Annotated in this window: 24 protein-coding genes; 21 read left to right on the top strand and 3 right to left on the bottom strand. The window is 46.7% G+C overall.

Annotated features, from left to right (window positions below):
* Positions 1 to 6 precede the first annotated feature (6 nt).
* Positions 7 to 1,071, top strand: a complete 1,065-nt coding sequence (locus tag B3N34_RS02545; RefSeq protein ID WP_286974683.1) for a deoxyguanosinetriphosphate triphosphohydrolase — start codon at positions 7 to 9, stop codon at positions 1,069 to 1,071.
* On the opposite strand, the gene B3N34_RS02540 is transcribed toward B3N34_RS02545, so the two are convergent.
* Entirely contained in the window at positions 1,046 to 3,316 is a 2,271-nt protein-coding gene (locus tag B3N34_RS02540) for a penicillin-binding protein 1A (RefSeq protein ID WP_286974682.1), read from the bottom strand. The genes B3N34_RS02545 and B3N34_RS02540 overlap by 26 nt on opposite strands.
* 234 nt (positions 3,317 to 3,550) lie before the next feature.
* On the opposite strand from B3N34_RS02540, the gene B3N34_RS02535 reads away from it, so the two are divergent.
* The 6 genes from B3N34_RS02535 (at position 3,551) to argF (ending at position 8,532) form a co-directional block, all read left to right on the top strand.
* Entirely contained in the window at positions 3,551 to 4,036 is a 486-nt protein-coding gene (locus B3N34_RS02535; protein ID WP_286974681.1) for a pyruvoyl-dependent arginine decarboxylase, read from the top strand.
* Positions 4,037 to 4,039: 3 nt separating this feature from the next.
* Positions 4,040 to 4,915, top strand: coding sequence for a polyamine aminopropyltransferase (speE, locus tag B3N34_RS02530; protein WP_286974679.1), 876 nt, complete (start codon positions 4,040 to 4,042; stop codon positions 4,913 to 4,915).
* Entirely contained in the window at positions 4,867 to 5,778 is a 912-nt protein-coding gene (speB, locus tag B3N34_RS02525) for an agmatinase (protein WP_422652827.1), read from the top strand. Before speE ends, speB begins: the two co-directional genes overlap by 49 nt.
* Entirely contained in the window at positions 5,768 to 6,187 is a 420-nt protein-coding gene (gene speD, locus B3N34_RS02520; protein WP_213698312.1) for an adenosylmethionine decarboxylase, read from the top strand. Before speB ends, speD begins: the two co-directional genes overlap by 11 nt.
* Positions 6,188 to 6,332: 145 nt before the next feature.
* Positions 6,333 to 7,565 (top strand): arginine deiminase, encoded by a 1,233-nt coding sequence (locus B3N34_RS02515; protein ID WP_286974674.1) that lies wholly within the window; start codon positions 6,333 to 6,335, stop codon positions 7,563 to 7,565.
* A gap of 22 nt (positions 7,566 to 7,587) precedes the next feature.
* Positions 7,588 to 8,532: an ornithine carbamoyltransferase gene (gene argF, locus B3N34_RS02510; protein WP_286974671.1), complete on the top strand. Its 945-nt coding sequence runs from the start codon at positions 7,588 to 7,590 to the stop codon at positions 8,530 to 8,532.
* A 68-nt stretch (positions 8,533 to 8,600) separates the two neighbouring features.
* Here argF and nikR read toward each other — a convergent pair whose 3' ends face one another.
* A complete protein-coding gene (gene nikR, locus B3N34_RS02505; protein ID WP_286974669.1) occupies positions 8,601 to 9,005 on the bottom strand; it encodes a nickel-responsive transcriptional regulator NikR in 405 nt (134 codons plus the stop codon).
* 38 nt (positions 9,006 to 9,043) lie between these two features.
* On the opposite strand from nikR, the gene B3N34_RS02500 reads away from it, so the two are divergent.
* Positions 9,044 to 9,586 carry a hypothetical protein gene (locus B3N34_RS02500; protein WP_286974667.1) on the top strand — a complete coding sequence of 181 codons (543 nt, stop codon included), beginning with the start codon at positions 9,044 to 9,046 and terminating at the stop codon, positions 9,584 to 9,586.
* Positions 9,587 to 9,608: 22 nt separating this feature from the next.
* Here B3N34_RS02500 and B3N34_RS02495 read toward each other — a convergent pair whose 3' ends face one another.
* Positions 9,609 to 11,291, bottom strand: a complete 1,683-nt coding sequence (locus B3N34_RS02495) for a radical SAM protein (RefSeq protein ID WP_286974666.1) — start codon at positions 11,289 to 11,291, stop codon at positions 9,609 to 9,611.
* Positions 11,292 to 11,414: 123 nt separating this feature from the next.
* Between B3N34_RS02495 and nadE the strand changes: the two genes are divergently transcribed.
* The 13 genes from nadE to ftcD all read left to right on the top strand — a co-directional run.
* Entirely contained in the window at positions 11,415 to 12,155 is a 741-nt protein-coding gene (gene nadE / locus B3N34_RS02490; RefSeq protein WP_234945357.1) for an NAD(+) synthase, read from the top strand.
* A gap of 52 nt (positions 12,156 to 12,207) precedes the next feature.
* The gene (locus B3N34_RS02485; protein ID WP_091460024.1) at positions 12,208 to 12,960 is read left to right on the top strand and encodes a YebC/PmpR family DNA-binding transcriptional regulator; all 753 of its coding nucleotides are present in this window, start codon (positions 12,208 to 12,210) and stop codon (positions 12,958 to 12,960) included.
* A gap of 4 nt (positions 12,961 to 12,964) precedes the next feature.
* Positions 12,965 to 13,462: a crossover junction endodeoxyribonuclease RuvC gene (ruvC, locus tag B3N34_RS02480; protein WP_286974663.1), complete on the top strand. Its 498-nt coding sequence runs from the start codon at positions 12,965 to 12,967 to the stop codon at positions 13,460 to 13,462.
* 16 nt (positions 13,463 to 13,478) lie between these two features.
* Positions 13,479 to 14,069, top strand: coding sequence for a Holliday junction branch migration protein RuvA (gene ruvA, locus B3N34_RS02475; protein ID WP_091460027.1), 591 nt, complete (start codon positions 13,479 to 13,481; stop codon positions 14,067 to 14,069).
* 19 nt (positions 14,070 to 14,088) lie between these two features.
* Positions 14,089 to 15,126 (top strand): Holliday junction branch migration DNA helicase RuvB, encoded by a 1,038-nt coding sequence (ruvB, locus tag B3N34_RS02470; protein WP_213698302.1) that lies wholly within the window; start codon positions 14,089 to 14,091, stop codon positions 15,124 to 15,126.
* Between the two features lie 26 nt (positions 15,127 to 15,152).
* Positions 15,153 to 15,377, top strand: coding sequence for a DUF2905 domain-containing protein (locus tag B3N34_RS02465; RefSeq protein ID WP_009201266.1), 225 nt, complete (start codon positions 15,153 to 15,155; stop codon positions 15,375 to 15,377).
* Positions 15,378 to 15,398: 21 nt separating this feature from the next.
* Positions 15,399 to 16,802: a SpoIID/LytB domain-containing protein gene (locus B3N34_RS02460; protein WP_286974657.1), complete on the top strand. Its 1,404-nt coding sequence runs from the start codon at positions 15,399 to 15,401 to the stop codon at positions 16,800 to 16,802.
* 39 nt (positions 16,803 to 16,841) lie between these two features.
* Positions 16,842 to 17,876, top strand: a complete 1,035-nt coding sequence (gene queA, locus B3N34_RS02455) for a tRNA preQ1(34) S-adenosylmethionine ribosyltransferase-isomerase QueA (RefSeq protein WP_286974748.1) — start codon at positions 16,842 to 16,844, stop codon at positions 17,874 to 17,876.
* Positions 17,877 to 17,894: 18 nt separating this feature from the next.
* Positions 17,895 to 18,704, top strand: a complete 810-nt coding sequence (locus B3N34_RS02450) for a class III extradiol dioxygenase subunit B-like domain-containing protein (protein WP_286974655.1) — start codon at positions 17,895 to 17,897, stop codon at positions 18,702 to 18,704.
* Positions 18,701 to 19,258: an AmmeMemoRadiSam system protein A gene (amrA, locus tag B3N34_RS02445; protein ID WP_286974654.1), complete on the top strand. Its 558-nt coding sequence runs from the start codon at positions 18,701 to 18,703 to the stop codon at positions 19,256 to 19,258. Before B3N34_RS02450 ends, amrA begins: the two co-directional genes overlap by 4 nt.
* Positions 19,255 to 20,244: an AmmeMemoRadiSam system radical SAM enzyme gene (amrS, locus tag B3N34_RS02440; RefSeq protein WP_286974653.1), complete on the top strand. Its 990-nt coding sequence runs from the start codon at positions 19,255 to 19,257 to the stop codon at positions 20,242 to 20,244. The genes amrA and amrS overlap by 4 nt, the downstream gene beginning before the upstream one ends.
* Positions 20,245 to 20,302: 58 nt before the next feature.
* Positions 20,303 to 21,829 (top strand): histidine ammonia-lyase, encoded by a 1,527-nt coding sequence (gene hutH, locus B3N34_RS02435; protein WP_286974647.1) that lies wholly within the window; start codon positions 20,303 to 20,305, stop codon positions 21,827 to 21,829.
* An 87-nt stretch (positions 21,830 to 21,916) separates the two neighbouring features.
* The coding region (ftcD, locus tag B3N34_RS02430; protein ID WP_286974645.1) for a glutamate formimidoyltransferase at positions 21,917 to 22,513 on the top strand (597 nt) is incomplete at its 3' end.

The following is a 22,513-nucleotide window of genomic DNA, read 5'->3' as shown; positions in this document are numbered from 1 at the left end:
AGAGAGTTGACTTCAAGAGAAGTTTGGGAAGCGATGGAAAGGCAGATATTAGCCCCCTACGCTTCCAAAAGTTCCGAATCCAGAGGCAGAAAAGTACCGGAATCTCCCTGTCCAATAAGGACGTGCTATCAAAGGGACAGAGATCGAATCATCCATTGCAAGGCCTTCAGGAGGTTGAAATATAAAACGCAAGTCCTGCTGCTTCCAGAAGGTGATCATTACAGGACTCGATTGACCCATACCCTAGAGGTTGCTCAGATCGCTAGGACAATTTCCAGGGCTTTGCGATTAAACGAAGACTTGACGGAAGCAATAGCTCTGGGTCATGACCTCGGGCATACGCCATTTGGTCATATGGGAGAAGAGGCGTTGGACGTGTTGGCGCGGGAAAATGGATTAAAGGGATTTCACCATGCCAGGCAAAGCTTGAGGATTGTTGAAATTTTGGAGAGAGAGGGCAGGGGGCTAAATCTCACTTGGGAAGTCAGGGAAGGGATATTGCAGCATAGCAAGGGGCAAATAGATGTACATAAGGGTTTAGAGCTGTCAACCCCGTCGACTCTGGAAGCCTGGGTTGTGAGAGTGAGCGATTCTATCGCTTATTTGAATCATGATTTGGATGATGCTCTAAGGGCTCGTTTGATTGCCCTTGAAGAAGTTCCAAGGGACGTGATCCGTATATTAGGCGTTGGCCATAGCCAACGGATTGGAACCTTGGTAACCGACGTTATTCAAAATAGCGGCGAAAGTGGCGTTTATTTTAGCGACACTGCCCTGGAAGCAATGGAATTGCTCAGGACGTTTCTCTTTAATCGGGTATATTCCGGGCCTCAAGCCGAGAAGGAAAGGCCAAAGGTAAAGTACGTTTTAAGCACTATATTCGAATATATTATGTCGAACATTCAAATTTTGGATTCCATGGAGTTTACCGACGTGGAGGCAAACAAAACAACACGTGTCATAGATTTCATTTCAGGCATGACCGACAGATATGCCCTGACTTTCTTTGAAGCCATAGCGGTGCCCACGCCTTGGCCTCTCGATATTAATCTACCAACCCATACTCCTTGAGCAATTCCTGATATCGTTTATCGATATCTTCCGGAGTAGGTTCGTGAGGTACCTTCTTGGTTTCCTCAGATGGCGGTTCGCCCTTGGGTTCCACTATTTGAGGCTTGGGAATCTCTGAAGGGGACGGGAAGGACTCCCCTTTCGAAGCGGGCTCATCGGTTCTCGGGAAAGATGCGTAGACAGACGACTTCATCCCATATTCCGCAAGTAATAGGTCATCTCCGGATATGAGATAAAGCTTTGGTTCGTTTGGATCGTAGGCTTCTAGAAACATACTGCTATAATCTCCGTGATAAGGACAGTTTCTTGTAGGTATTTGATCAACGGGAAGCAAAATCGTTGCTCCCTCTGGACAGCCCGGACTTGCCGGATATCCAGTTTCACGACATATTTCCACCTGTAAAACCTTTTCGCCTATTATCCCCGCAAGGGAGAAATGTCTTTGCAGATCGGCTATCCTTACGGCTTGGGACATAAAATCCTTCCATACGGGAGCAGCTACGCGACCTCCGGTATTGCCGTAACCTAGAGTTCTATGGTCGTCATGTCCGGCATATACGACGCATACCAGACCGGGGACGCCTCCTGCAAACCATGCGTCATGCCACTCGTTAGTAGTTCCCGTCTTGCCAAAAACTTCGTAATCGGGAATTTTGGCTGACCTTCCGGTTCCGTTGTTTACCACGTCCATCAAAAGGGATCGAAGGGATACAGCTATCGATGGGTCTATGGCACTCACCAGGTTTGGGCCCTTTGACTCCAGGGTTTTTCCCCTGAAATCGACAACTCTTTTGATCGAGAAGGGTTCTATTCGATATCCGCCGTTAGCGAAAACACTGTATGCCGTTGCCAGTTCCATTGGCGTCACGCTGGCTGACCCAAGAGCTATCGACAGGTCATAAGGCAGATAGGGGCTTTCTATGCCTATCTTTCTTGCCGTTTCGATAATTTCGTTTATACCTATCAGTTGGGCAACGCGAACGGCTACCGTGTTGTAAGAATAGGTCAGCGCGTCAAGCAAGGTACATTCTCCGCTATATTTGTTTCCATAATTAGTTGGTTGCCAACCATTAGGAAAGGATAAGGGAGCGTCAAGAGCTCGATCTACAGGTCGGATTCCATTACTGAGGGCAGCCGTATATACGATGGGCTTAAACGCCGACCCCGGCTCTCTGTAAGCTTGGACAGCCCTGTTGAATTTACTTTTGTCGAAGTCCTTGCCTCCAACCATAGCGAGAATCTCGCCGGTATTTGGATCAATTGCCACGAGGGCCCCTTCGCTTTTGAGTTTAGAAACGGCGCTTTGAGCAGCTTTTTGAAGCTCCAGGTCGAGTGTCGTGTAAATTTTCAAACCACCTTGATATACAATTTCCGGTCCATATTTTGGGAGCAGATGATTGAATAGTACATAAGAAACGAAATATGGAGCCGGATTTTCGTTTAACGTAGGTTGCCTTTTTTTGGTGAAAGACAGTTCCGTTTCAAGAGCCCTCTCGACATCCTCCGAGGCAATTAACCCCAGTTCTTCCATTCTCTTAAGCACGTAAGACTGTCTTACTTTTGCTCTATCGGGGTGCCTTAAAGGGGTGTAATATTCCGGTCCAGGAAGTAAACCGGCTAACATGGCTGCCTCTGGTAACGTCAAAGTCAAAGGGTCCTTTCCGAAGTAGTTATAGGAAGCGGCGTATATGCCGTAGGTTCCGTGTCCCCAATATACAGTATTGAGGTACATCTCAAGGATCTGGTCCTTAGAGTAAAGCCTTTCCATTCTGTAGGCCAATATGACTTCCTTCATTTTTCGCTCCAATGTCTTCTCTCTGGAAAGAAATAAATTCCTTGCAAGTTGTTGGGTGATGGTACTGCCCCCCTGAAATGTCCCTCTTTTTGTCAAATTTACCGACGCAGCCCTAATAATTCCTTTTATATCTATTCCTCTGTGATCGTAGAAATTATCGTCTTCTGCAGCTAGAACAGCCTTTATCAGCCAGGGAGATATCTTCTCCAACGACACCCAGGTCCTGTTTTCCTTAAATAACCTGGCAATCTCCTTTCCGTTCCTATCGTATATCACTGTGGACAGGCTCGGATCGAAGGCGATAAGCTCTTCTGAAGAAGGTAAATCGAAGGACAGCTTCAAAGCCCACCCGGCGCCGACAATAAAGAGGATGGAAAGGAGAAATAGCAGACCGTATATTACGATGAGGGCAAATTGACCCTTTCTCGCATCCTTGTCGGTTTTTTTCATTTAATCAAACCTCCTAAGCACCTCTTCCTCATAACAGAAGTGATTATAACATGTTTGATATTATGGGGTTAACGGGAAGGCCTGCGAGGCATCTTTGACGGGAATAATGCTGAATGTATTTTTTGTAAAAAAATGCTATATTTCTGATTGACACACCCCCCTTGGAGGTTATAATGTAATCCGCTCTTAATTAAAGGAAGGAAACTAAAAATTCAATCAAGGAGGGTATGCCCAATGCTACCAATTCCAACGAAATTTACCCTGGTGGTTGGCCATGGAGAAGGCAATAAGAAGTTGACCGCCTTCGACGCCGCTCTTCTGGATGCTGGCATAGGAAATATGAACCTACTGCGGGTTAGCAGTGTACTGCCTCCGAAATGTGCCTTTGAAGATGTTTTCAAACTACCTGCCGGTTCGTTGCTTCCTATAGCATATGGATCTTTGACGAGCGATGTTCCCGGTGAAATCATCTCGGCGGCGATTGGCGTTGGGATCCCGGAAGATCCCTCTTCTTTTGGAATGATCATGGAATTTTCCGGCTTTTGCACCAAGGATGAAGCGGCGCTTAAGGTGGAGGAAATGGTCCGTGAAGCATTTGAAATGCGCGGTTTGGCCTTAAAAGAGGTAAAGGTCAAGTCAGTAGAGCATAAAGTAGAACGATGCGGTTCTGTAATCGCGGCATGCCCTCTCTTTTATGAAACCACAGGTGGAGGATATTAAGCGATGGGCGCGATGGAACGCAGGGTAGCAGATCTGTGGTTTACGGAATATCAAACGCCGAATCTAAGGCTTGGCCTGAGGATCAGGGATGTGCTTTTGAATAAACAATCGCCCTATCAGCACATATTGGTAGTTGATACGGATCAATACGGCAAGGTCTTGGTTTTGGACGGAGCGATTCAGCTCACCGAAAACGATGAATTTTGCTACCACGAAATGATGGCTCACTTGGTGCTATGTGCACACCCCTGTCCTGAGCGGGTATTGGTCATCGGTGGTGGGGACGGAGGGGTAGTGCGCGAGGCAATAAAGCATGAGTCCGTGAAAAAAGTAACTTTGGTGGACATTGACGAAGACGTCATTAATACATCGAGGACCTTTTTCCCAAACGTTTCTTGCGCTTTAGAGGACGATAGAGTCGAAATCAAGCCCATGGATGCCCTTTTATACGTAAAAGAGCGTTTCAACGAGTTCGATATCGTAATAATCGACAGCACCGATCCCGTAGATTTTGCCAGCGGTCTTTTCGAACCCGAATTTTATAAGGATGTTCACAAGGCGTTAAAGGACGAGGGGTTAATGATAGCTCAGACGGAATCCCCCTTTGCTGAGCCTAAGTTGCTCAGCGAGGCCGTTAAGGGCTTAAGAAGCGTCTTCGAAAACGTTTATTTGGCTTGGGGTGCTGTACCAACCTATCCCACCGGTTTTTGGACCTATTCAGTGGGAAGCAAAAGTATAGATCCCAGAATTCAAAGAAGATCGGCACCAAAAGGTACAAAATATTATAGTGATGATATGCATTCTTCAGCCTTTAAGTTGCCTCCCTTTGTTTGGGAAATTATAGATGGGGACAGCTTGAAGGAGGCAAAAGCGGATTGACTCGATTTTTAGAGAGCGGGTTTGGTTTCGCTAGTGCCGAATGGGTTATGTTTGGCGCTCCCTCCGATGCGACGGTGTCGAGAAGAGGGGGAGCTCAATATGCTCCTGATGTCATCAGATGTGAATCCCATCACATCGAAAGCTATTCTCCATCCCTCGGTGGAGATCTCAAGAACGTATCCTTTGTCGATCTGGGAAATGTCTTTCTATCGCCCGGCGATGTGCAAAGCTATTTGACGAAAGTCGAGAAGGTGGTCACTTCCTTTGCAGGCAAAGGAAAGAGGATTTTGATGATCGGAGGAGATCATCTGGTAAGCCTTGCCGGGGTTAGAGGTGTGATTTCAAAGTATTCCGATCTGCACGTCCTTCNNGTCCTTCATTTCGATGCCCATGCCGATCTGCGCGATTTTTATTTAGGAAGCAGATACAGCCATGCTACTGTCATGCGAAGGGTAGCCGAATGTTTGGCCAAGGCAAAAAGGTTGCACCAATTTGCGATACGTTCTGGTTCTAAGGAAGAAATCGAATGGGGGAAAAGAAACACTGATCTTCATTTGATGCAGCTGTCTGAGCCTTTGAGGAAGGTGATAGACGAAATTGGCGATAGCCCCGTATATGTAAGCCTGGACATAGACGTACTAGACCCTTCTGTAGCTCCCGGAACCGGCACTCCTGAACCGAACGGCATAGGCGTTTCAGATCTTTTCGACGTACTTAGGGATATCAAGGGATTGAACGTAGTAGGCTTTGACCTGGTAGAGATTTCTCCCCCAAATGACGTGAATAATATAACGTCTTTATTGGGGGCAAAAATTGTACGCGAGGTTTTAATCACGTTGGGAGGTGACAGCGTTGACCAATAATCAAGCGCTTGGAAGACATATTTTGATGGAAGCTTACGATTGCGAGTACGATGTGCTCGACGATATGAGGGGAATTCAAAATGCCATGATCAAAGCAGCAGAACGTACCGGTGCCACTGTAGTGGATGTGGCATTCAGGAAATTCGAACCTTACGGTGTTAGCGGTGTTGTGGTGATTTCGGAATCGCACCTGGCCATTCATACCTGGCCGGAGTTTGGTTACGCTGCCATTGACCTCTTCACTTGCGGTGATAAGGCGGATCCCTGGAGAGCGTTCGAATATTTGTCCAATCATTTTAAACCGAAGAAGATCACGACAATGGAGATAAAGAGAGGTAATCTCCTAGCCTCTGATAATAAAAATTGCGTATCGATTGATTCAGCAAAAGAGGCCGTTAGCGGCGAGTGAAATAACAGTCCGGATAAGAAGGACATAGACGGTGAGGGCTTTGTCATATTGATTTAACGGAAGCGCCCTTTTAAGCTTTGAATAAATATGATAAACTTTTGATGTAAGTTTGTTTATTATATTTCATCCGACGGTGGTGAGAGAAGTGGATGACGGCGGCAGAAAATTGTATGTCGGCTCGGAAATTGGAAAGCTTAGAAGGGTGCTTCTTCACAGGCCCGGCTTGGAGTTGTCCCGCTTGACCATCGATAACAAGGACGAATTGCTCTTTGACGATATCCTTTGGGTGGAAGAAGCCCAAAAGGAGCACGATGCCTTCGCTGATCTGCTACGGGACAACGGCATTGAGGTAGTTTATTTTCGTAATTGCTTAGCTCATATATTGAAAGAAGACGAAATTCGCAAGTGTCTGCTCGATGAGGTGCTAGCTTTGGAGGCCTTGGATCATCATTTGAAGGAATCTCTTGTCAAGGCTTTGTTTGAGATGCCTCCAGCCGATCTTTCCGAAGTACTCATTGCCGGCTTGACCGTTTCCGAGGCCAAAGATCTCGTAGGCAACGTAAAAAGCCTCTGCTTATTGACGGCGGAAGAGGCTGATTTTCTGATCAAACCCCTTCCGAATGTCCTTTTCCAGCGCGACCCCTTCTCTTTCATAAAGGACGGAGTCGTTATAAGCGTCATGCGTTTCGAAGCTAGAAGGAAAGAGCCTTTATATGCAAAGTACATATTCAATCACCATCCCTATTTTTCGGGTTTGAAGATAATTTATGGAGAGGAAACGACCAATGTACACCCCTATTTCATAGAAGGCGGAGACATATTGGTTTTATCTGACGAGGTCATAGCCATTGGGATAAGCCAGAGAACAACCCCCGGAGCAATACAGGTAGTGGGGCGTAAGCTTGCAAAGGAGTTGGGCATAAAGAAAGTCTTGGCTGTTGACATTCCCAAGGTTCGAGTCTATATGCATTTGGATACAGTGTTCACAATGGTGGATAGAAACTGTTTTGTGATATATCCGGGCATTAGGGACAGAGTGCGAGTCTGGGAAATATCCTATGACGAAAATGGAAAGGTAGTAGATTTGACTGAATCTGAAGATCTTTTAGAGACCATGAAACGCAACCTGCAACTGGATACGATCAACTTTGTTCAAACCGGTGGCGGTGATGCCATTGCTGCCGCAAGAGAACAATGGAACGATGGCACAAACACCTTTGCCATAGCGCCGGGAGTGGTAGTGACATACAGGCGAAATACGGTCACAAACCAAGAGCTTAGAGCCAATGGGATAAAGGTGTATGAGATTAAAGGGGCAGAGCTTGGGCGCGGGCGAGGCGGACCTAGATGCATGTCCATGCCTTTGCTTAGAGATTAATTTGAGAAGGGGGTTGTGAGCTATGCCTGTCAATTTGCGTGGACGTCATTTGCTGTGGTTGAAAGATTATCAGCCTGAGGAGATAAGGTTTCTATTGGATTTAGCCGTTTCGCTGAAGGCAAAAAAAAGATCAGGTGTCAAGGGCAATTTATTAGCCGGGAAAAACGTGGCATTGATCTTCGAAAAGCCATCGACGAGGACCAGATGCGCCTTTACCGTGGCCTGCCTCGACGAAGGAGGTCATGCCGAATATCTGGGCAAGAATGACATCCAACTTGGCCACAAGGAGGATGTCAGAGACACTGCCAGGGTATTGGGCAGGATGTTTGACGGAATACAATTTAGAGGTTTTAAGCAGTCTACAGTGGAAGAACTGGCCAAATTTGCAGGTGTTCCCGTCTGGAACGGGCTTACCGATAGTTACCATCCAACGCAGGCTTTGGCTGATGTGATGACAATCCAGGAAAATTTCGGTGACGTAAAGGGATTGAAACTTGTGTACGTTGGAGACGGAAGGAACAACGTCGCCAATTCTTTGATGATAATTTCCTCCAAGTTGGGGATGCATTTTGTTATAGCTGCCCCCAAAGAGCTCTATCCTGACGAAGCGCTGCTTAAAGAGTGCAGGTCGGAAGGAGAAAAGCACGGTGCGGTCATAGAAGTCTTTGAAGATCCTCGTGAAGCCGTAAAGGGTGCTCATGCGGTCTATACTGACGTTTGGGCATCCATGGGAGAGGAGGAAAAACTTGCCGAACGTATCAAGTTGTTGAGGCCCTATCAAGTAAATAGCGATTTAATGAGTCTTGCTGACAAAGACGCCATATTTTTGCACTGCCTGCCGGCGGTCAAGGGCAACGAGGTTACTGAAGAAGTTTTTGAATCTGCACAATCAAAGGTATTTGACGAAGCCGAAAACAGGCTTCATACCATAAAAGCTGTAATTGTGGCAACAATAGGCAATCTGTAAACGATAAAGGGCAAAAAAAGCGAGCAGGATACCTGCTCGCTTTTTTTAAAGGGTTGCACTTGGGGTACTTATATATTTACCATTGAAGTTCTTATTTCCTTTATCCCCTTTAATGAATTTAAGTCTATCAGGAATCTTTTGATCTCGTCGATTTCTCCTAATAATATGATTGCCTCAAGGCAGTTGGAATGATCTATATGAACGTGGGTAGTGCAAACTATTATATGACCGTATTTGTGTTGAATGGATGTAATTTCGGAAACGGCGTCGTGCCTGTGATGGTCGTATATTACCGTTACAGTACCGCTCACTATTCCTTCCTGGGATTCCCATTTAGATTGGGCTATGAAAGATCGCATCATCTGTCTCAGGGCCTCGGAACGGTTGACCATGCCATGGTTATGAAGCCATCTCTCAAATTCGTCCAACAATGATTTCGGTATGGATATGCTAAACCTAACGAGCTCTTCCATGTAGGTTTGCCTCCCTCGAAAAAAGGTGATCTGAAAAGATGAGAAACAATTTAAGTGTAGCATTAACCGTTTTATCTGTCGAAGAACTCGCCAAAGAAGATTTGGGCAGTACAAATTTGGTTTTTATGTGCCCGCTAAGCGTCGAAGAGGAAGAGCGGAACATATCCAACCTTGCCTCAAAAAAGATATGCTGGATTGCCGGTTCTACCGTCGGTCAAGACGGGCTATTGAGGCAATTTCTATATAATGATGCCGGCATTTTGGAAAAAGACAGCTTCGATGTTTATCCATTTTATTTGTTTGGCAACAAAGTCCTGCTCCTTTCCTACGATGCATTGCAAATCCCATCGAGGTGGAAGATATATAATATGGCCCCTGACTTGTTACTTATTTCAAGCGTTACGATCGCTGAAGAAATTGCGGAATTGAGGCTTAAGCTTAAAGCTCTGGCGGGAGATTGGAAAGTTAATATCGCCTGCACTTTTTACCTTTCGAAGGGAAAGCGGCGATTTGGGTCCTTTTCAGCGGCGGGAGAGGAAGTTCATTTTCAAGATTCCACACTTGCAGTCTGGAGGGTTTAAATCTCGGCTGTAAAATTGACTTCTATAAAGCTGTAAACATTTTTAAACCTTCCGCAACCTCTTCGTCGTCAATTGCTTCCTTAAGTTTTTCAAAGGAGGCAAAAGGCCTTTCGCTTATTATGCGAAATGCTCGGGCTCTTCCTATTCCGGGTATGGCGGTGAGGGAGCCGGGCGGGCAGCTGTTTAAATCCAGCGGAAAGGGGACGGCCGTAAGGGAACGTCTCCCGTAGTCTGTGACAGCTGAGTCAATTACGGTCCCCAGAGGCAAGGTATCATCGACAACTCCAACCAAAAGCGGATATGTAGCAAGTTGCCTGCCGAAGGAAAGATTGCCTACCTTTTCCTCGATCCGCAGATTCTTTATTATACAGCCCAATGGAGCCAGGCGTTTCAAAAGGGGTTGGTCGATTTGGCTTCTTACCCATTCTTTCCATTTTTTGTAACGGTTTTCTTTTATTTTGCTGGGATATTTGTCGATGAGGACTTTAAGAGGGGTGTTTTCAAATAGCATTGGTTTTCTGATGTTTATCCTTCGTAACATTAGTCCTTCTTCAAGGATGCGGGCTAAAAATTCGGCGTGAAGCTTTAGAGATTCGTTGCTGTCTCCTGCAAGCCCTACCAAGAAGTTCAGCCCAGGTAAAAGTTTTGGCAAGCTTCTTGGAGTAGGCCTCCATCCTCCGATTTCGTTCACCACTCTTACGGCAAAGAGAGCCTCATCGAAGTTTACCTTTAAATTGTTGATATTCCTTACGGAGGGGTGCAAATTTTCGATACCGAAGGAAAGCACATCGCCCTCGGTGTTATATTTTGATATTATTTCAATAGCTTCTGCTGCTGCATCGGGAAAATCGACTATCGTTCTAGGGTTTGCGTTGTCGGTATGAAGCGTCATCAGTTGGGGGCACGCTTCTCGTGCCTGACTGTAAAGATCTCTCAAGGCATAGGTATTTGGTTTTCTTTTGTTATCATGAGTTGTGCCTTGATATGTCAGTATATTGGAACATCTGCCAAACCTGAAGGCTCTGATGCCAAAATTGTAAAGTGCCCTCATCTCGTCCAATACATCGGAGATAGGCCTTTCCTCAATTTTCATCGAAGTTCCTTCGGTACAGAAGCTGCAAGGGACACCACCTTTGTCGCATCCCCTGGATAACTCAAGTTCCGCCATCACCCAGGGGTACCAGGGGTGCAGTTTAACAACTTCACTTCCCAAGACGCTCCAAAGCCTAATCTTTTCGTACGTCCTCCTGGCGCGAAGGTCTACGTCATTTTTTGTTAAAAATTGATATAGTGCTTCTTCAGGGTCGCCTGTTACGACAAAATCGATGTTGTCAGCGGAAATGGCCAAGGCTTCTTTCCCGCCCCGCAAAGCATACCCGGAAGTTATCGGGCCTCCCAGAAAAAGGGAGCCCCGCCTCTTCAAAGAGGAAATTTTTTGAAGTTCACTTAACAGCAAGGGTGTGCCGCCTCTGTAGCGGCCGGGCACGGAAAGTCCGGCCACGATTACAATTACATCTGCTCTTCTCAACATCTCTTCCACAGGCTTCGGATCTTCTCTCCATTGATCGCAGGTATAATAGGCTATTTCGTAATCAAAAAGTTTTAAAACGCCGGCGGAATAGCGGACGTAAGGCGATATATATGGAGGCACTCCAAAGCAAGCCGGTTCGTCCACGTATCCATCAAATATCAATCCTAGGGGCATGCAAACACCTCAGTTCTTCTGCTTTGTTTGCCCATCATCAGGCGGTTTTTCCATATTGTGCTAAAATTTATATCAACATCGCAGATAAAATTAAGTATAGTAAAATTTTCGGGGGGTGCCAACGTGAAGAATATCTATAGAGACCCTCAATTTTTGAGGGAAAGGATAACGACCTGGATAAGGGATAAAGTTGAAGAAGCAGGAGTCAGGGGAGTAGTCTTTGGGTTGAGCGGCGGCCTGGATTCCTCCGTTCTTGCCTTGCTGGCGAAGGATGCCTTAGGGTATGATAATATCTTGGGAATAGTAATGCCATGCGAGAGCCAACCGGAGGATGAGGAGTATGCTCTTTTATTGGCCGAACGTTGCGGAGTGCCCGTTCAAAAGGTCGACTTGACTGCGACGTTTTATTCGTTTATTGGTGTCCTCCCCTTTGAGAAAGAAAGGATGAAGCCTTTGGCCATAGCAAACGTAAAGCCGAGGCTTAGAATGACAACTCTTTATTTTTTCGCCCAAAATTGCAGCTTTCTTGTGTGTGGCGCGGGCAATAAGGACGAGTTGGAGTTGGGCTATTTCACCAAATACGGCGACAGCGGTGTAGATCTCCTTCCCATGGGCGATCTACTGAAGGGCGAAGTCAGACTCCTTGCGGATCATCTCGGAGTACCTGCTCCTATTATTGAGAGAGCTCCCTCTGCAGGCTTGTGGCCTGGACAAAGGGATGAAGATGAAATAGGAGCATCTTACGATGCAGTAGACAGATATTTGACTACTGGGGAGGGGGATGAGAGAGTCAGAGATATCGTCGAGCGAGCAAGAAGGAGCAGCGAACACAAGCGGAGAATGCCTCCTATTTGTAAAATTTGAATTTCCTTGAGGACTCGTAAAAGCGAGTTACATTGACTAGGGGTGATAGTGAATGTCCGGTCATTCTAAATGGGCAAATATAAAGTACAGAAAGGCTGCGCAGGATTCAAAGCGCGGTAAATTGTTTCAAAAATTGGTGAGGGCCATCATTACTGCCGCTAGAGAGGGTGGAGGAGATCCCTCTGCTAACATTGCCCTTAAAAATGCCATTGAAAAGGCAAAAGAGGCCAACGTTCCCATGGAAAACATACAAAAGGCCATAAAACGTGGTACTGGCGAGTTGGAGGGAGCTTCCTACGAATATGTTATGTACGAGGGATACGGTCCAGGCGGAGTGGCCATTCTAGTCGAGGCTACTACCGACAACAGAAACCGCACAGCATCGGAGATGCGTTTTATCTTTACCCGTCATGGAGGTTCCTTGGGAGAGGCGGGTTGCGTCTCCTGGATCTTCGAAAAGAGAGGGGCTATTTATATTCCCTCTCAAGTTGACGAAGACGAACTGCTTCTGACGGCAGCAGAGGCAGGTGCCATGGACGTTGTCAAGGAAGACTCGTCTTTCATTGTATATACAGAACCGTCGGCTCTGAACGAAGTCAGCGAATTCCTCGCTAAACAAGGATATCCCATAGATCGCTGCGAAATGGCCATGATACCTAAAACTACGGTTCAGGTGTCCGATACGGGGGAGGCATCAAAGCTCCTGAAGCTTTTGGACGCTTTGGAGGATCACGACGACGTTCAAAATGTCTATGCCAATTTTGATATTCCGGACGAGATCTTCGAACAACTAGAGAGCGCTTAAATTTATGTTGTGCCTGGGCATAGATCCCGGAATTGGTCGAGTGGGTTTCGGGTATGTTAACGAAGAAGGTAGCGTTTTGTCGGGTTTGGCATTTGGATGCATCGATACTGACCCTGACCTTTCCGTGCAGGATAGGCTAAACATGATATATGACGAAATTAAAAATCATATCAATACGATTAGGCCCGATGTTTTAGCAATGGAGAGGCTTTTCTTCGGGCAAAACCTGACCACTGCGGAAAACGTTTGGCAAGCCAGGGGTGTCATCTTGTTGTTAGCTGCCCAAGAAAGGCTTCCCATCGTTGAGCCCGCTCCATCGCAGGTCAAGATGGCAGTCTGCGGGTATGGAAAAGCCAGTAAATCTCAGGTGCAAGAGATGGTCAAATGTATCTTGTCCTTGGAGTCCGTACCAAAACCTGACGATGCTGCCGATGCCCTGGCAATAGCCATTGCGGGATTGTCTCTTTGGAGGATCGAGCGTTTGCGGGAAATGTCGAAATGAAGGATAGTGTGGGGGAATGATAAAGTTCGTCTCCGGAGCGGTCGTAAGCGTGGAGGAAAATATAGTTGTTTTAGATGTATCCGGATTTGGCATGGAGATCATTTGTTCCAGAGAGGCCCTTTCTTTGTGCGAGCTGGGCAAAAAGGTGACATTGCCCACCTATTTGGCTGTGAGCGAAAGCGGTCCATCTCTTTTCGGCTTTGGTGATGATTTTGAAAGGGAATTTTTCCTGATGTTGAAAAACGTCAAAGGCATGGGGGTCAGGACGGCAATTTCGATACTGAGGTGGCTCTCGGCTCGAGAACTGATAGAGATCGTAGCAGAAAAAAACCTGGAAAAGCTCGAAAAGGTTCCCGGCGTAGGCCGTAAGACTGCCGAAAGGATCTGTTTCGAGCTAAAAGATAAGGCAAAAAAGCTCTTCACCGGTAAAAAGGGCACATATGAAAGAGGCGATAAACTTATGCTAGTAAGATTGGCCCTAGAGGAGCTTAATTTCAGCGAAGGGGAAATAGACAGAGCTATCGGGAGCCTGCAAACAAACGCCAAAATCTATGAGGAATCGGAGGAAATGTTATTGCAGAAGGCCCTCAAGGTCTTGAGCGGATAGCAGTTCGGAGTGATGCATCATGAAGAAAAACACAGCCAGGTTGATGAGCGAGCAGCCTCTCGCCTTGGAAGAGGATGTATTTATCAGACCACAGAGGTTATGTGAGTTTATTGGCCAGGCCAAGGTCATTGGTAAGCTGAGCATGTTTATTAAGGCGGCTAAATCTAGGGATGAACCGCTGGATCATACCCTTTTTTGCGGTCCGCCAGGTCTTGGCAAGACCACTTTAGCTGGCGTGGTCGCTCGCGAGATGGGGGGAGAACTTAAGACGACAACGGGGCCTGCTATCTCGCGCACGGGAGATTTGGCTGCCATATTGTCCTCATTGAAAGCCAAAGACGTGCTCTTCATCGATGAAATACACAGGCTTTCCCCACAGGTTGAGGAAGTGCTTTATTCCGCAATGGAGGATTTTTTTCTGAACATAATTATAGGAAAGGGCCCCATGGCAAGAAGCATTAAGCTCACCTTGCCCAAATTTACGCTGATTGGAGCGACGACGAAGCCGACCTTGCTTTCTGCACCCCTCAGGGGGCGTTTCGGCATCATAGAGCAATTGGAGTATTATTCGACAGATGAGCTAGCCGAGATACTCGTAAGGGGAGCATCGGTGTTGGAAGTGAACCTCGACGAAGAGGCAGCTATGGAGATAGCCAAAAGGTCGAGGGGCACCCCTCGTATAGCTCTTCGTTTGTTAAAGAGAGTGCGTGATATTGCAGAGGCAAAAAAAGAGAGAAAGGTGACGGTAGCTATTGCCAAAAAGGCCTTGGATTTGCTCGGAATAGACGACGACGGTATCGATGATCAGGAGAGAAAGCTGTTGGACGTAATTGTAAATCTTTTCGACGGAGGACCCGTGGGGCTATCGACATTGGCGGCCGCCATGAGTGAGGAAGAAAGGACAGTAGAGGAGATTTATGAGCCGTATTTGTTGAGAAATGGCCTGATCGAAAGGACAAGAGGCGGAAGAATGGCCACCAGGAAGGCCTACGAAAGATTGGGGATACCCTATTTAAGAGATGGATCGTTGGATGGGGATAATTTAACCCTCTTTTAACCAATTCGAGCGGTGGTGATGTTGGCGTGCAGGATGTGGGGAAATTATTGATCTTTTCAGGACTAATAATGCTCGTCATCGGTATAGTGCTCTATTTCGTTGGAAAGGAGGGACTTCCCCTTGGGCATATGCCTGGAGATATAGTCATCCGCAAGAAAAACATGGTGTTCTTTTTTCCTATAGTCAGTATGTTAATTTTGAGCGTAATCCTGACCGTTGTTCTTAATCTATTGGGCAGATGGTTCAGATAAAATAGAAAGGGAGAATCGATTATGAAATCTTTTTTTAGAATATTTGTCCTGTCGGTCTTTTTGGTGTTTGCAGTGTGGGGAGCCGGGCATGCGGCTGAACCTCAAATATCCGTGGCATTGGCCCAAAATATTTCTTCGTGTACCATTAAGTCAAGCAGCTTGACCCTTTACGATGCATCGGGAAAGCATGTAAACGCAAAGGGCACTATAACGGTAAAATCGGGCGGCGGATCAAAGGTCATCGTTGGAGGAAAAACGCTGTCCTTGCCGGTAACGGTTAAATCTAACAAGGGGTTGCTCTATTTCAATGACAGGCCTTACAGGGGAACTTTAATGTTGATACATAGCAACAATTCGTTTACTGCGGTCAACAAATTATCTATTGATGACTATGTAAAGGGAATATTGAAGATGGAAGTCAATCCGAATTGGCCGACAGAAGTCTTGAGAGCGCAAGCTATCACAGCAAGGACCTATGCCTTGGCCGAAAGGGGAAGACATGGCAATGCCGGCTTTGACCTCTGCAATACCGATCATTGTATCCCCTACAGAGGAGTTAATGCAGAGGATCCCATATTGACCAAGGCGGTGGAAAGCACAAAAGGAATGGTGCTTTATTATCAGGGTAAGCTAGCTCTTACCTTTTTTCATTCCGATAGCGGCGGTTATACTTCGGACGTTCAGTCCGTATGGGGGTCAGATATACCCTATCTCAAGCCCGTCCAAGAACCTTTCAGCTATCAGTCGCCATATACGTCGTGGTCTTTCAAGATAAGCGGCGAAGAAATCGGCAAAAGGCTTTCGAGGGCAGGTATAAACGTGGGGACTGTTTACGAGATAAACACTGTCAAATTAGGGCCCGGCGACAGGGTTGAATTAATCGAAGTCGTAGGTTCCAACGGCAGGAAGACTATAAAATCTCATGATCTCAGGATGGCCTTAGGTGCTAAGGATCTGAAGAGCACGATATTTACCGTATCAGCTGACGGGGCATCGGCTTTGCCAGCAAGAAATATCGCAGAAAGCCAACCCAAAAATGAAGAATCTGCGGGGTCCACACTTATAACCTTGACTCAAGAGGGTGCATTTACCACCGATGAGCTTCTCGACATGCTTCTTCATCCGGAAAAAAAAGAGGAATATCTCCAAAAAGCACTGGCTCGCAAGGGTAAAAGTGCAGCTTCGCCGAGACCTCAGCAGAAGAAGGATCCGAAGTTGCTATGGCCTCAATGGGATTCTCCGGCGGAAGATAGTGCAAAGCCAGGAGGTGTAAGAGGTTCCGTCTTCGTCTTTCAGGGAAGAGGTTGGGGACACGGCATCGGGATGTCTCAATGGGGAGCTAAGGCTATGGCCGAAAATGGTTGGACTGCAGAGAAGATAGTTAAGTATTACTATCCTGGAACGGAGTTGCGAAAGATTTACTAATATAAATATATATTCGATGGCAAGAGGTGATCTGTCACGATAGAGCTTTACGATGTTTCAGCATATGACTACGAGTTATCGCAGGAACTCATCGCCCAAACTCCCGTGAAACCGAGGGATCACTCAAAGCTTATGGTCTTAAATAGGCGCGAAAGATGCCTGGAGCATGCCTGTTTTTATGAGATAATTAAATATCTAAAAAGAGGGGATGTCTTGGTATTCAACGATACCAAGGTCATCCCCGCTAGGTTTTTGGGCCAAAAGCCTAGCGGAGGAAAGGCGGAGGTATTGCTCGTAAAGCCCAAGGATTCCGCATGGGAACATTGGGAAGCGATGGTGCGTCCCGGTAAGCGGTTGGAATCGGGCGACGAAGTGTTAATTGACGATGAGGCTTCTATATTGGTGCTTGACAGGGTTTCTGGGGGCATGCGTTTGGTCAGGATAAAAGGAAAGGATACCCCCTACAATATAATCGAAAAAAAGGGGAAAGTCCCCCTGCCCCCATATATAAGGGGCAACGGCAGAGCCTCCAAACATTATCAAACGGTGTACGCTCGCGTCGACGGTTCTGTTGCTGCGCCCACGGCAGGTTTTCACTTCACCGAAGAGCTGTTGGATAAACTTCGTTCCTGCGGGATTGAATTGGCCTATGTAACGCTACACGTCGGTCCGGGAACCTTTCGTCCCGTAAAGGTAGACGACGTTAGAAAACATGAGATGCATTGCGAGGATTACCACATTTCGTCCGATACAGCGGAAAGGATAAACAAAGCAAAAAAGGAAGGCAGGAGAATTATAGCCGTAGGGACTACGGTGGTTAGGTGTTTAGAGTCATCGAGCGATGAGGAGGGTTTCGTCCTTTTCGGTAAAGGGAGTACCGATCTTTTTATATTCCCAGGCTATAAGTTCAAGGTTGTCGATGGCATGGTCACAAACTTTCATCTTCCAAAAAGCACTTTATTAATGCTGGTATCTGCCTTTGCCGGATATGATTTTGTAATGGAAGCCTACAAAGTGGCTATAGAAAGAAGATATCGTTTTTATTCCTTTGGTGATGCTATGTTAATAATTTAATCTTTGGAGGGGATCTCTATGTGGAGTTGGGCAGTATTCGTACCCCATCCTCCCATAATAATACCCGAAGTTGGCAGGGGAGAAGAGAAGGCCGCTGCAAAGACATTGGAAGGAATGCAGAGGATCTGTAGCGAGCTGGAAGACGAAAGGTCGGAATCGTTGGTAGTGCTTACGCCCCACCATGTCATGGGTAAGGGGTTAAGTATAATCTGTGGGGAAAGCATTGCCGGTGATATGGGGATGTTTCGCGCCAAGGAATGCAAATTGCAAGCTGAAGGCGACTTCGAACTTGCCGCAGAATTAGCGGGCCATGTCAAAAAAGAAGGTTTGCCGGTAACGATGTCGACGGGAAAGAAGGTCGAGATGGACCACGCTTCCTTTGTCCCCCTTTATTATTTGAGTAAAGCTTGGAAGTCTCTGCCAAAGCTTGTTTTGGCAAATCCCCTGGGGTTGAGTTATGAGCAAAGTTACTTTCTGGGAAGGGCGTTAAGGCGTTTAGAACTAAAGGATAAAAAGGCGGGCATTGTCTTTAGCGGTGACCTGTCCCACAGGCTCATTCCCGGGGCACCTGCAGGTTATCATCCGCGAGCGAAGGAATTCGATGCATTGGTGGTAAAAGCGTTTGAGACCTCCAGTGCCGATGAACTTTTATCGCTATCGGAAGATCAGATAGAATCGGCGGGGGAGTGTGGTTTGCGGTCAGCTTTGGCCTTTTTGGGCATGGCCGAAGGAGAGCCCATTCGCCTGTTTTCCTATGAAGGGCCCTTTGGTGTTGGATATTGCACTGCACTTTGGGAGCCTACCAAAGGAAGGGGTGATATTAATTGAAGAGCGGCAATTCGCATCCCTATGTGGAACTGGCACGGCGCGCAGTTAAATATTATTGCCAGATGAAAAAGATATTAAATCCCGGCGAGGCCGTGACTATATGTCCCAACCAGGAGATGTGGAACAAAAGGCGTGGATGCTTCGTTTCAATTAAAAATTTAGACGGAAGCTTGAGGGGATGCATAGGGACCATTCGTCCCGTGAGGGAAGATTTATCTTCAGAGATCGTTTACAATGCCCTTGCAGCTGCCTTTGAAGATCCAAGATTTATGCCGCTAAGGGAAGAAGAACTTGAAAACGTCAAATTTTCGGTGGATGTCTTAAGCGAGTTGGAGATAGTCGATTCGACAGAAAAATTGGACCCGAAGATATATGGCGTGGTGGTGGAGAAGGGCTTCAGTAAGGGGGTTTTACTTCCCAATCTCGATGGCGTGAACACCGTCGCCGAGCAGTTAGAAATAGCCGCCAGGAAGGCCGGTATACTTTCTTTAGACGGTTGTGTCATATATAAATTTACCGTGGATAGATACGAGGAAGTGTTAGAAGATAAATGAAGGCTCTCTATTGGCATTGGGAAGACGGAAATGTAAGATGCGAGCTTTGCCCCCATGCTTGTCTCGTTCCCGAGGGGAAAAAAGGGCTTTGCCTTATTCGCGAAAACGTCCCCGGGGAGGGATTAATAGCAAGCACATACGGGCTTTTTTCTAGCATTGCCCTTGATCCCATGGAGAAAAAGCCTCTTTATCATTTCCTGCCCGGAAGGGATGTCCTATCCCTGGGTTCTGTCGGTTGCAATATGAGGTGTCCCTTTTGCCAAAACTGGCATATATCCACCTGGAGTCCCCAAATTAAACTGTCAAGAATTGATCCCCTGGAGTTGCTATCCCTAGTGAAGAAATATAGCGTACCGGCGGTGGCCTTCACCTATAATGAACCTTTAATTTCCTATGAGTATCTTTTGGAAGCGATGCCCCTTTTAAAAAAGGAAAACGTGAAAGTCGTCTTAGTGACAAACGGTCTCATAAACCCCCTTCCTTTAAAAGAAATAGCGCACCGCATAGATGCGGCCAATGTAGATTTAAAAACTTTCAATGAGGAAACATATAAAAAATTGGGCGGTGGTCTCAAGCCTGTATTGGAGACGCTTCAAATTTTAAAGAGCTTCAATGTCCATGTAGAGATAACCCATCTTCTGGTTACGGGCATAAACGATGATCTCGGTGAATTCGAGGCCCTCTGTTCCTGGATTGCAGGAGAATTGGGAGATAGGGTGCCCCTCCATATTTCCAGATATTTTCCTTCGCATAAATGGACGAAACCCCCTACCGACATTACATTGTTAGAAAGGGCGCTAGAAATTGCCAAGAGATATTTAGAATTCGCCTATTTAGGAAACGTATCAAAATTTTCTGATACCTTCTGCCCCAGCTGCGGGAAGTTGGTCATTAAGAGAAGAGGCTATAAACTTCAGCTTTTGTCGGTAACTAACGACGGAAGATGTTCTGCCTGCGGTTTCGATTTGGGTATTGTACTTTTGTAAATTTATGGCATACTTTAAATAGCGAATTCAAAACTTTAGACTTCAGGGAGGGGCATGCATGGATACGATCCACCTTAATGGTCATTCTTTGACATTAGAAGACGTCGTCAAGGTTGCCCGATGTGGCTGCAAGGTAAACTTGGATCCCGCTGCAAAGGCCTTTGTAAAGCGGGGTGCTGCAATTGTTGAAAAGTGGGTTCAGGAAGAAAGAGTCGTATATGGGATAACAACAGGCTTCGGAGATCTTGCTTCAGTTATCATTCCCTCAGAACAAAGCGAAATTTTGCAGGAGAATCTGCTCAAGAGCCATGCATCGGGAGTTGGGGAACCTCTCCCGGAAGACATAGTAAGGGCTATTATGTTGCTTCGAATCAACACGTTGATACGGGGTTTTTCGGGAATTAGCCTTGAGACGCTTTCTCTTTTGGTTGACCTTTTGAACAAAGGAATTCACCCCCTAATACCCTCCCAAGGTTCGGTGGGGGCCAGCGGAGATCTGTGTCCGCTGTCCCATCTGGCTATCGCCCTTTTGGGGCTGGGCGATGTTTTTTACAAGGGCGAAAGAATGCAGGCAACGTTAGCTTTGGAAAAAGCAGGGTTGAAGCCCATAAAATTAAAGCCCAAAGAGGGGCTTGCTTTAAATAACGGCACCGCGGCGACGACAGGCATTGCTTCGTTGGTCATCTATGATGCTTTAAATTTAGCAAAAGCAGCCGATATAGCGGGAGCGATGTCATTGGAAGCCCTGCACGGAGTTCCCTATGCCTTTGACTCAAGAACTCACGAACTTAGACCTCACTTCGGACAGAGGACGGTTGCTTCGAACGTAAGACGATTGATAGAGGGGAGCGAAATAATCGAAGCATTCAAGGGCACAAGAGTTCAAGATGCCTATTCGCTCAGATGCATCCCGCAAGTTCACGGAGCAAGCAGGGATGCGCTGGACTTCGTTCGTCAAAAGATAGACATAGAAATCAACTCCGTCACCGATAATCCCTTGATCTTTCCCGCCGACGGCGAAGCTGTAAGCGGGGGCAACTTCCACGCCCAACCCATTGCTTTGGCCATGGACTTCTTGGGAATAGCCGTGGCGGAATTTGCAAACATCTCGGAAAGGCGTGTTGCAAGGCTGGTCGACAGCAAACTTTCCGGCCTGCCGGCCTTTTTGATGAAAAATAGCGGAGTCAACAGCGGCTTCATGATACCTCAATACGTCTGCGCCGCACTGGTCTCCGAGAATAAAGTGCTTGCCCATCCATCTTCCGTGGATTCCATACCCACCTCTGCGAATCAGGAAGATCACGTCTCCATGGGAGCCTATGCCGCCAGAAAAGCTCAAACCATATTGTCCAATGCCCAGAAGGTAATTGCCATAGAGATGTTGGCTGCAGCACAGGCCTTGGAGTTCAGCGCGCCCCTTAAACCCGGCAAAGGGGTATACAAGGCGTTTCAAGCCATCAGAGAGAGGACTCCCTTTTTGGACGAAGATATCTTTATGGCTCCTTTGATCGAGGAGGTGTTGAGCCTCGTCAAAAGCGGCGAAATAGTTAGAGAGGTTGAAGAAGAAGTAGGAGAACTCGATTGACCGAAGCTAAATTGTAAATTGCCGGTTGGCTGTTGAGCATAAATCATTTGGAGCTGGATAACGGATAAGGTACTGGAGGTGTAAATTGTGGTCAAATTAATCGAATGTGTCCCAAATTACAGCGAGGGCAGACGGGAAGATGTCATAGAAGCTATAGTAAAACCCTTCAAAGAAATCAAAGGTTGCTATCTATTGGACTATAGGGCGGATAAAGATCACAATCGCTTGGTGGTAAGCCTCGTCGGAGAACCAGATGCACTGGGAAAGGCGCTGGTAGAGTCGGCAGAGATTGCCATAAAGAATATAGATCTTAACAAACATGAGGGTGCTCATCCGAGGATAGGTGCCGTCGACGTCATTCCCTTTGTCCCCTTAAGAAACATCACTATGGAGGAATGCGTGGAATTCTCGAGAAAGTTTGCAGAAGATTTTCATCGCAGAACTTCCGTGCCGGTATATTTCTACGAAGAATCGGCTTTGAGGCCGGAAAGGCGCAATTTGGAAGTCATAAGGAAGGGCCAATTTGAAGTGTTGAAAGAAGAAATCTCCAAGCCGGAGAGACATCCCGATATCGGTTCGCCCGAGATGCACCCCACAGCAGGGGCAACCGTTATAGGGGCCAGGAAGTTTTTAGTCGCCTTCAACGTTAATTTGCATACAAATGATGTCAATATAGCCAAAGCG

Source organism: Acetomicrobium sp. UBA5826 (assembly GCF_002433005.1).
Taxonomy (GTDB): Bacteria; Synergistota; Synergistia; order Synergistales; family Acetomicrobiaceae; genus Acetomicrobium.
The sequence above is the reverse complement of the archived record's forward strand: the minus strand, read 5'-3'. Positions and strand labels throughout refer to the sequence as shown.

Excerpts from the sequence above, each read along its gene's own strand:
- ruvA (WP_091460027.1), top strand. The coding sequence starts at position 13,479 with ATGATAAAGTTCGTCTCCGGAGCGGTCGTAAGCGTGGAGGAAAATATA.
- B3N34_RS02500 (WP_286974667.1), top strand. The coding sequence starts at position 9,044 with ATGAGAAACAATTTAAGTGTAGCATTAACCGTTTTATCTGTCGAAGAA.
- B3N34_RS02535 (WP_286974681.1), top strand. The coding sequence starts at position 3,551 with ATGCTACCAATTCCAACGAAATTTACCCTGGTGGTTGGCCATGGAGAA.
- ruvC (WP_286974663.1), top strand. The coding sequence starts at position 12,965 with ATGTTGTGCCTGGGCATAGATCCCGGAATTGGTCGAGTGGGTTTCGGG.
- nikR (WP_286974669.1), bottom strand. The coding sequence starts at position 9,005 with ATGGAAGAGCTCGTTAGGTTTAGCATATCCATACCGAAATCATTGTTG.
- speE (WP_286974679.1), top strand. The coding sequence starts at position 4,040 with ATGGGCGCGATGGAACGCAGGGTAGCAGATCTGTGGTTTACGGAATAT.
- B3N34_RS02540 (WP_286974682.1), bottom strand. The coding sequence starts at position 3,316 with ATGAAAAAAACCGACAAGGATGCGAGAAAGGGTCAATTTGCCCTCATC.
- B3N34_RS02485 (WP_091460024.1), top strand. The coding sequence starts at position 12,208 with ATGTCCGGTCATTCTAAATGGGCAAATATAAAGTACAGAAAGGCTGCG.
- argF (WP_286974671.1), top strand. The coding sequence starts at position 7,588 with ATGCCTGTCAATTTGCGTGGACGTCATTTGCTGTGGTTGAAAGATTAT.
- B3N34_RS02460 (WP_286974657.1), top strand. The coding sequence starts at position 15,399 with ATGAAATCTTTTTTTAGAATATTTGTCCTGTCGGTCTTTTTGGTGTTT.
- amrS (WP_286974653.1), top strand. The coding sequence starts at position 19,255 with ATGAAGGCTCTCTATTGGCATTGGGAAGACGGAAATGTAAGATGCGAG.
- hutH (WP_286974647.1), top strand. The coding sequence starts at position 20,303 with ATGGATACGATCCACCTTAATGGTCATTCTTTGACATTAGAAGACGTC.
- ruvB (WP_213698302.1), top strand. The coding sequence starts at position 14,089 with ATGAAGAAAAACACAGCCAGGTTGATGAGCGAGCAGCCTCTCGCCTTG.
- B3N34_RS02450 (WP_286974655.1), top strand. The coding sequence starts at position 17,895 with ATGTGGAGTTGGGCAGTATTCGTACCCCATCCTCCCATAATAATACCC.
- B3N34_RS02495 (WP_286974666.1), bottom strand. The coding sequence starts at position 11,291 with ATGCCCCTAGGATTGATATTTGATGGATACGTGGACGAACCGGCTTGC.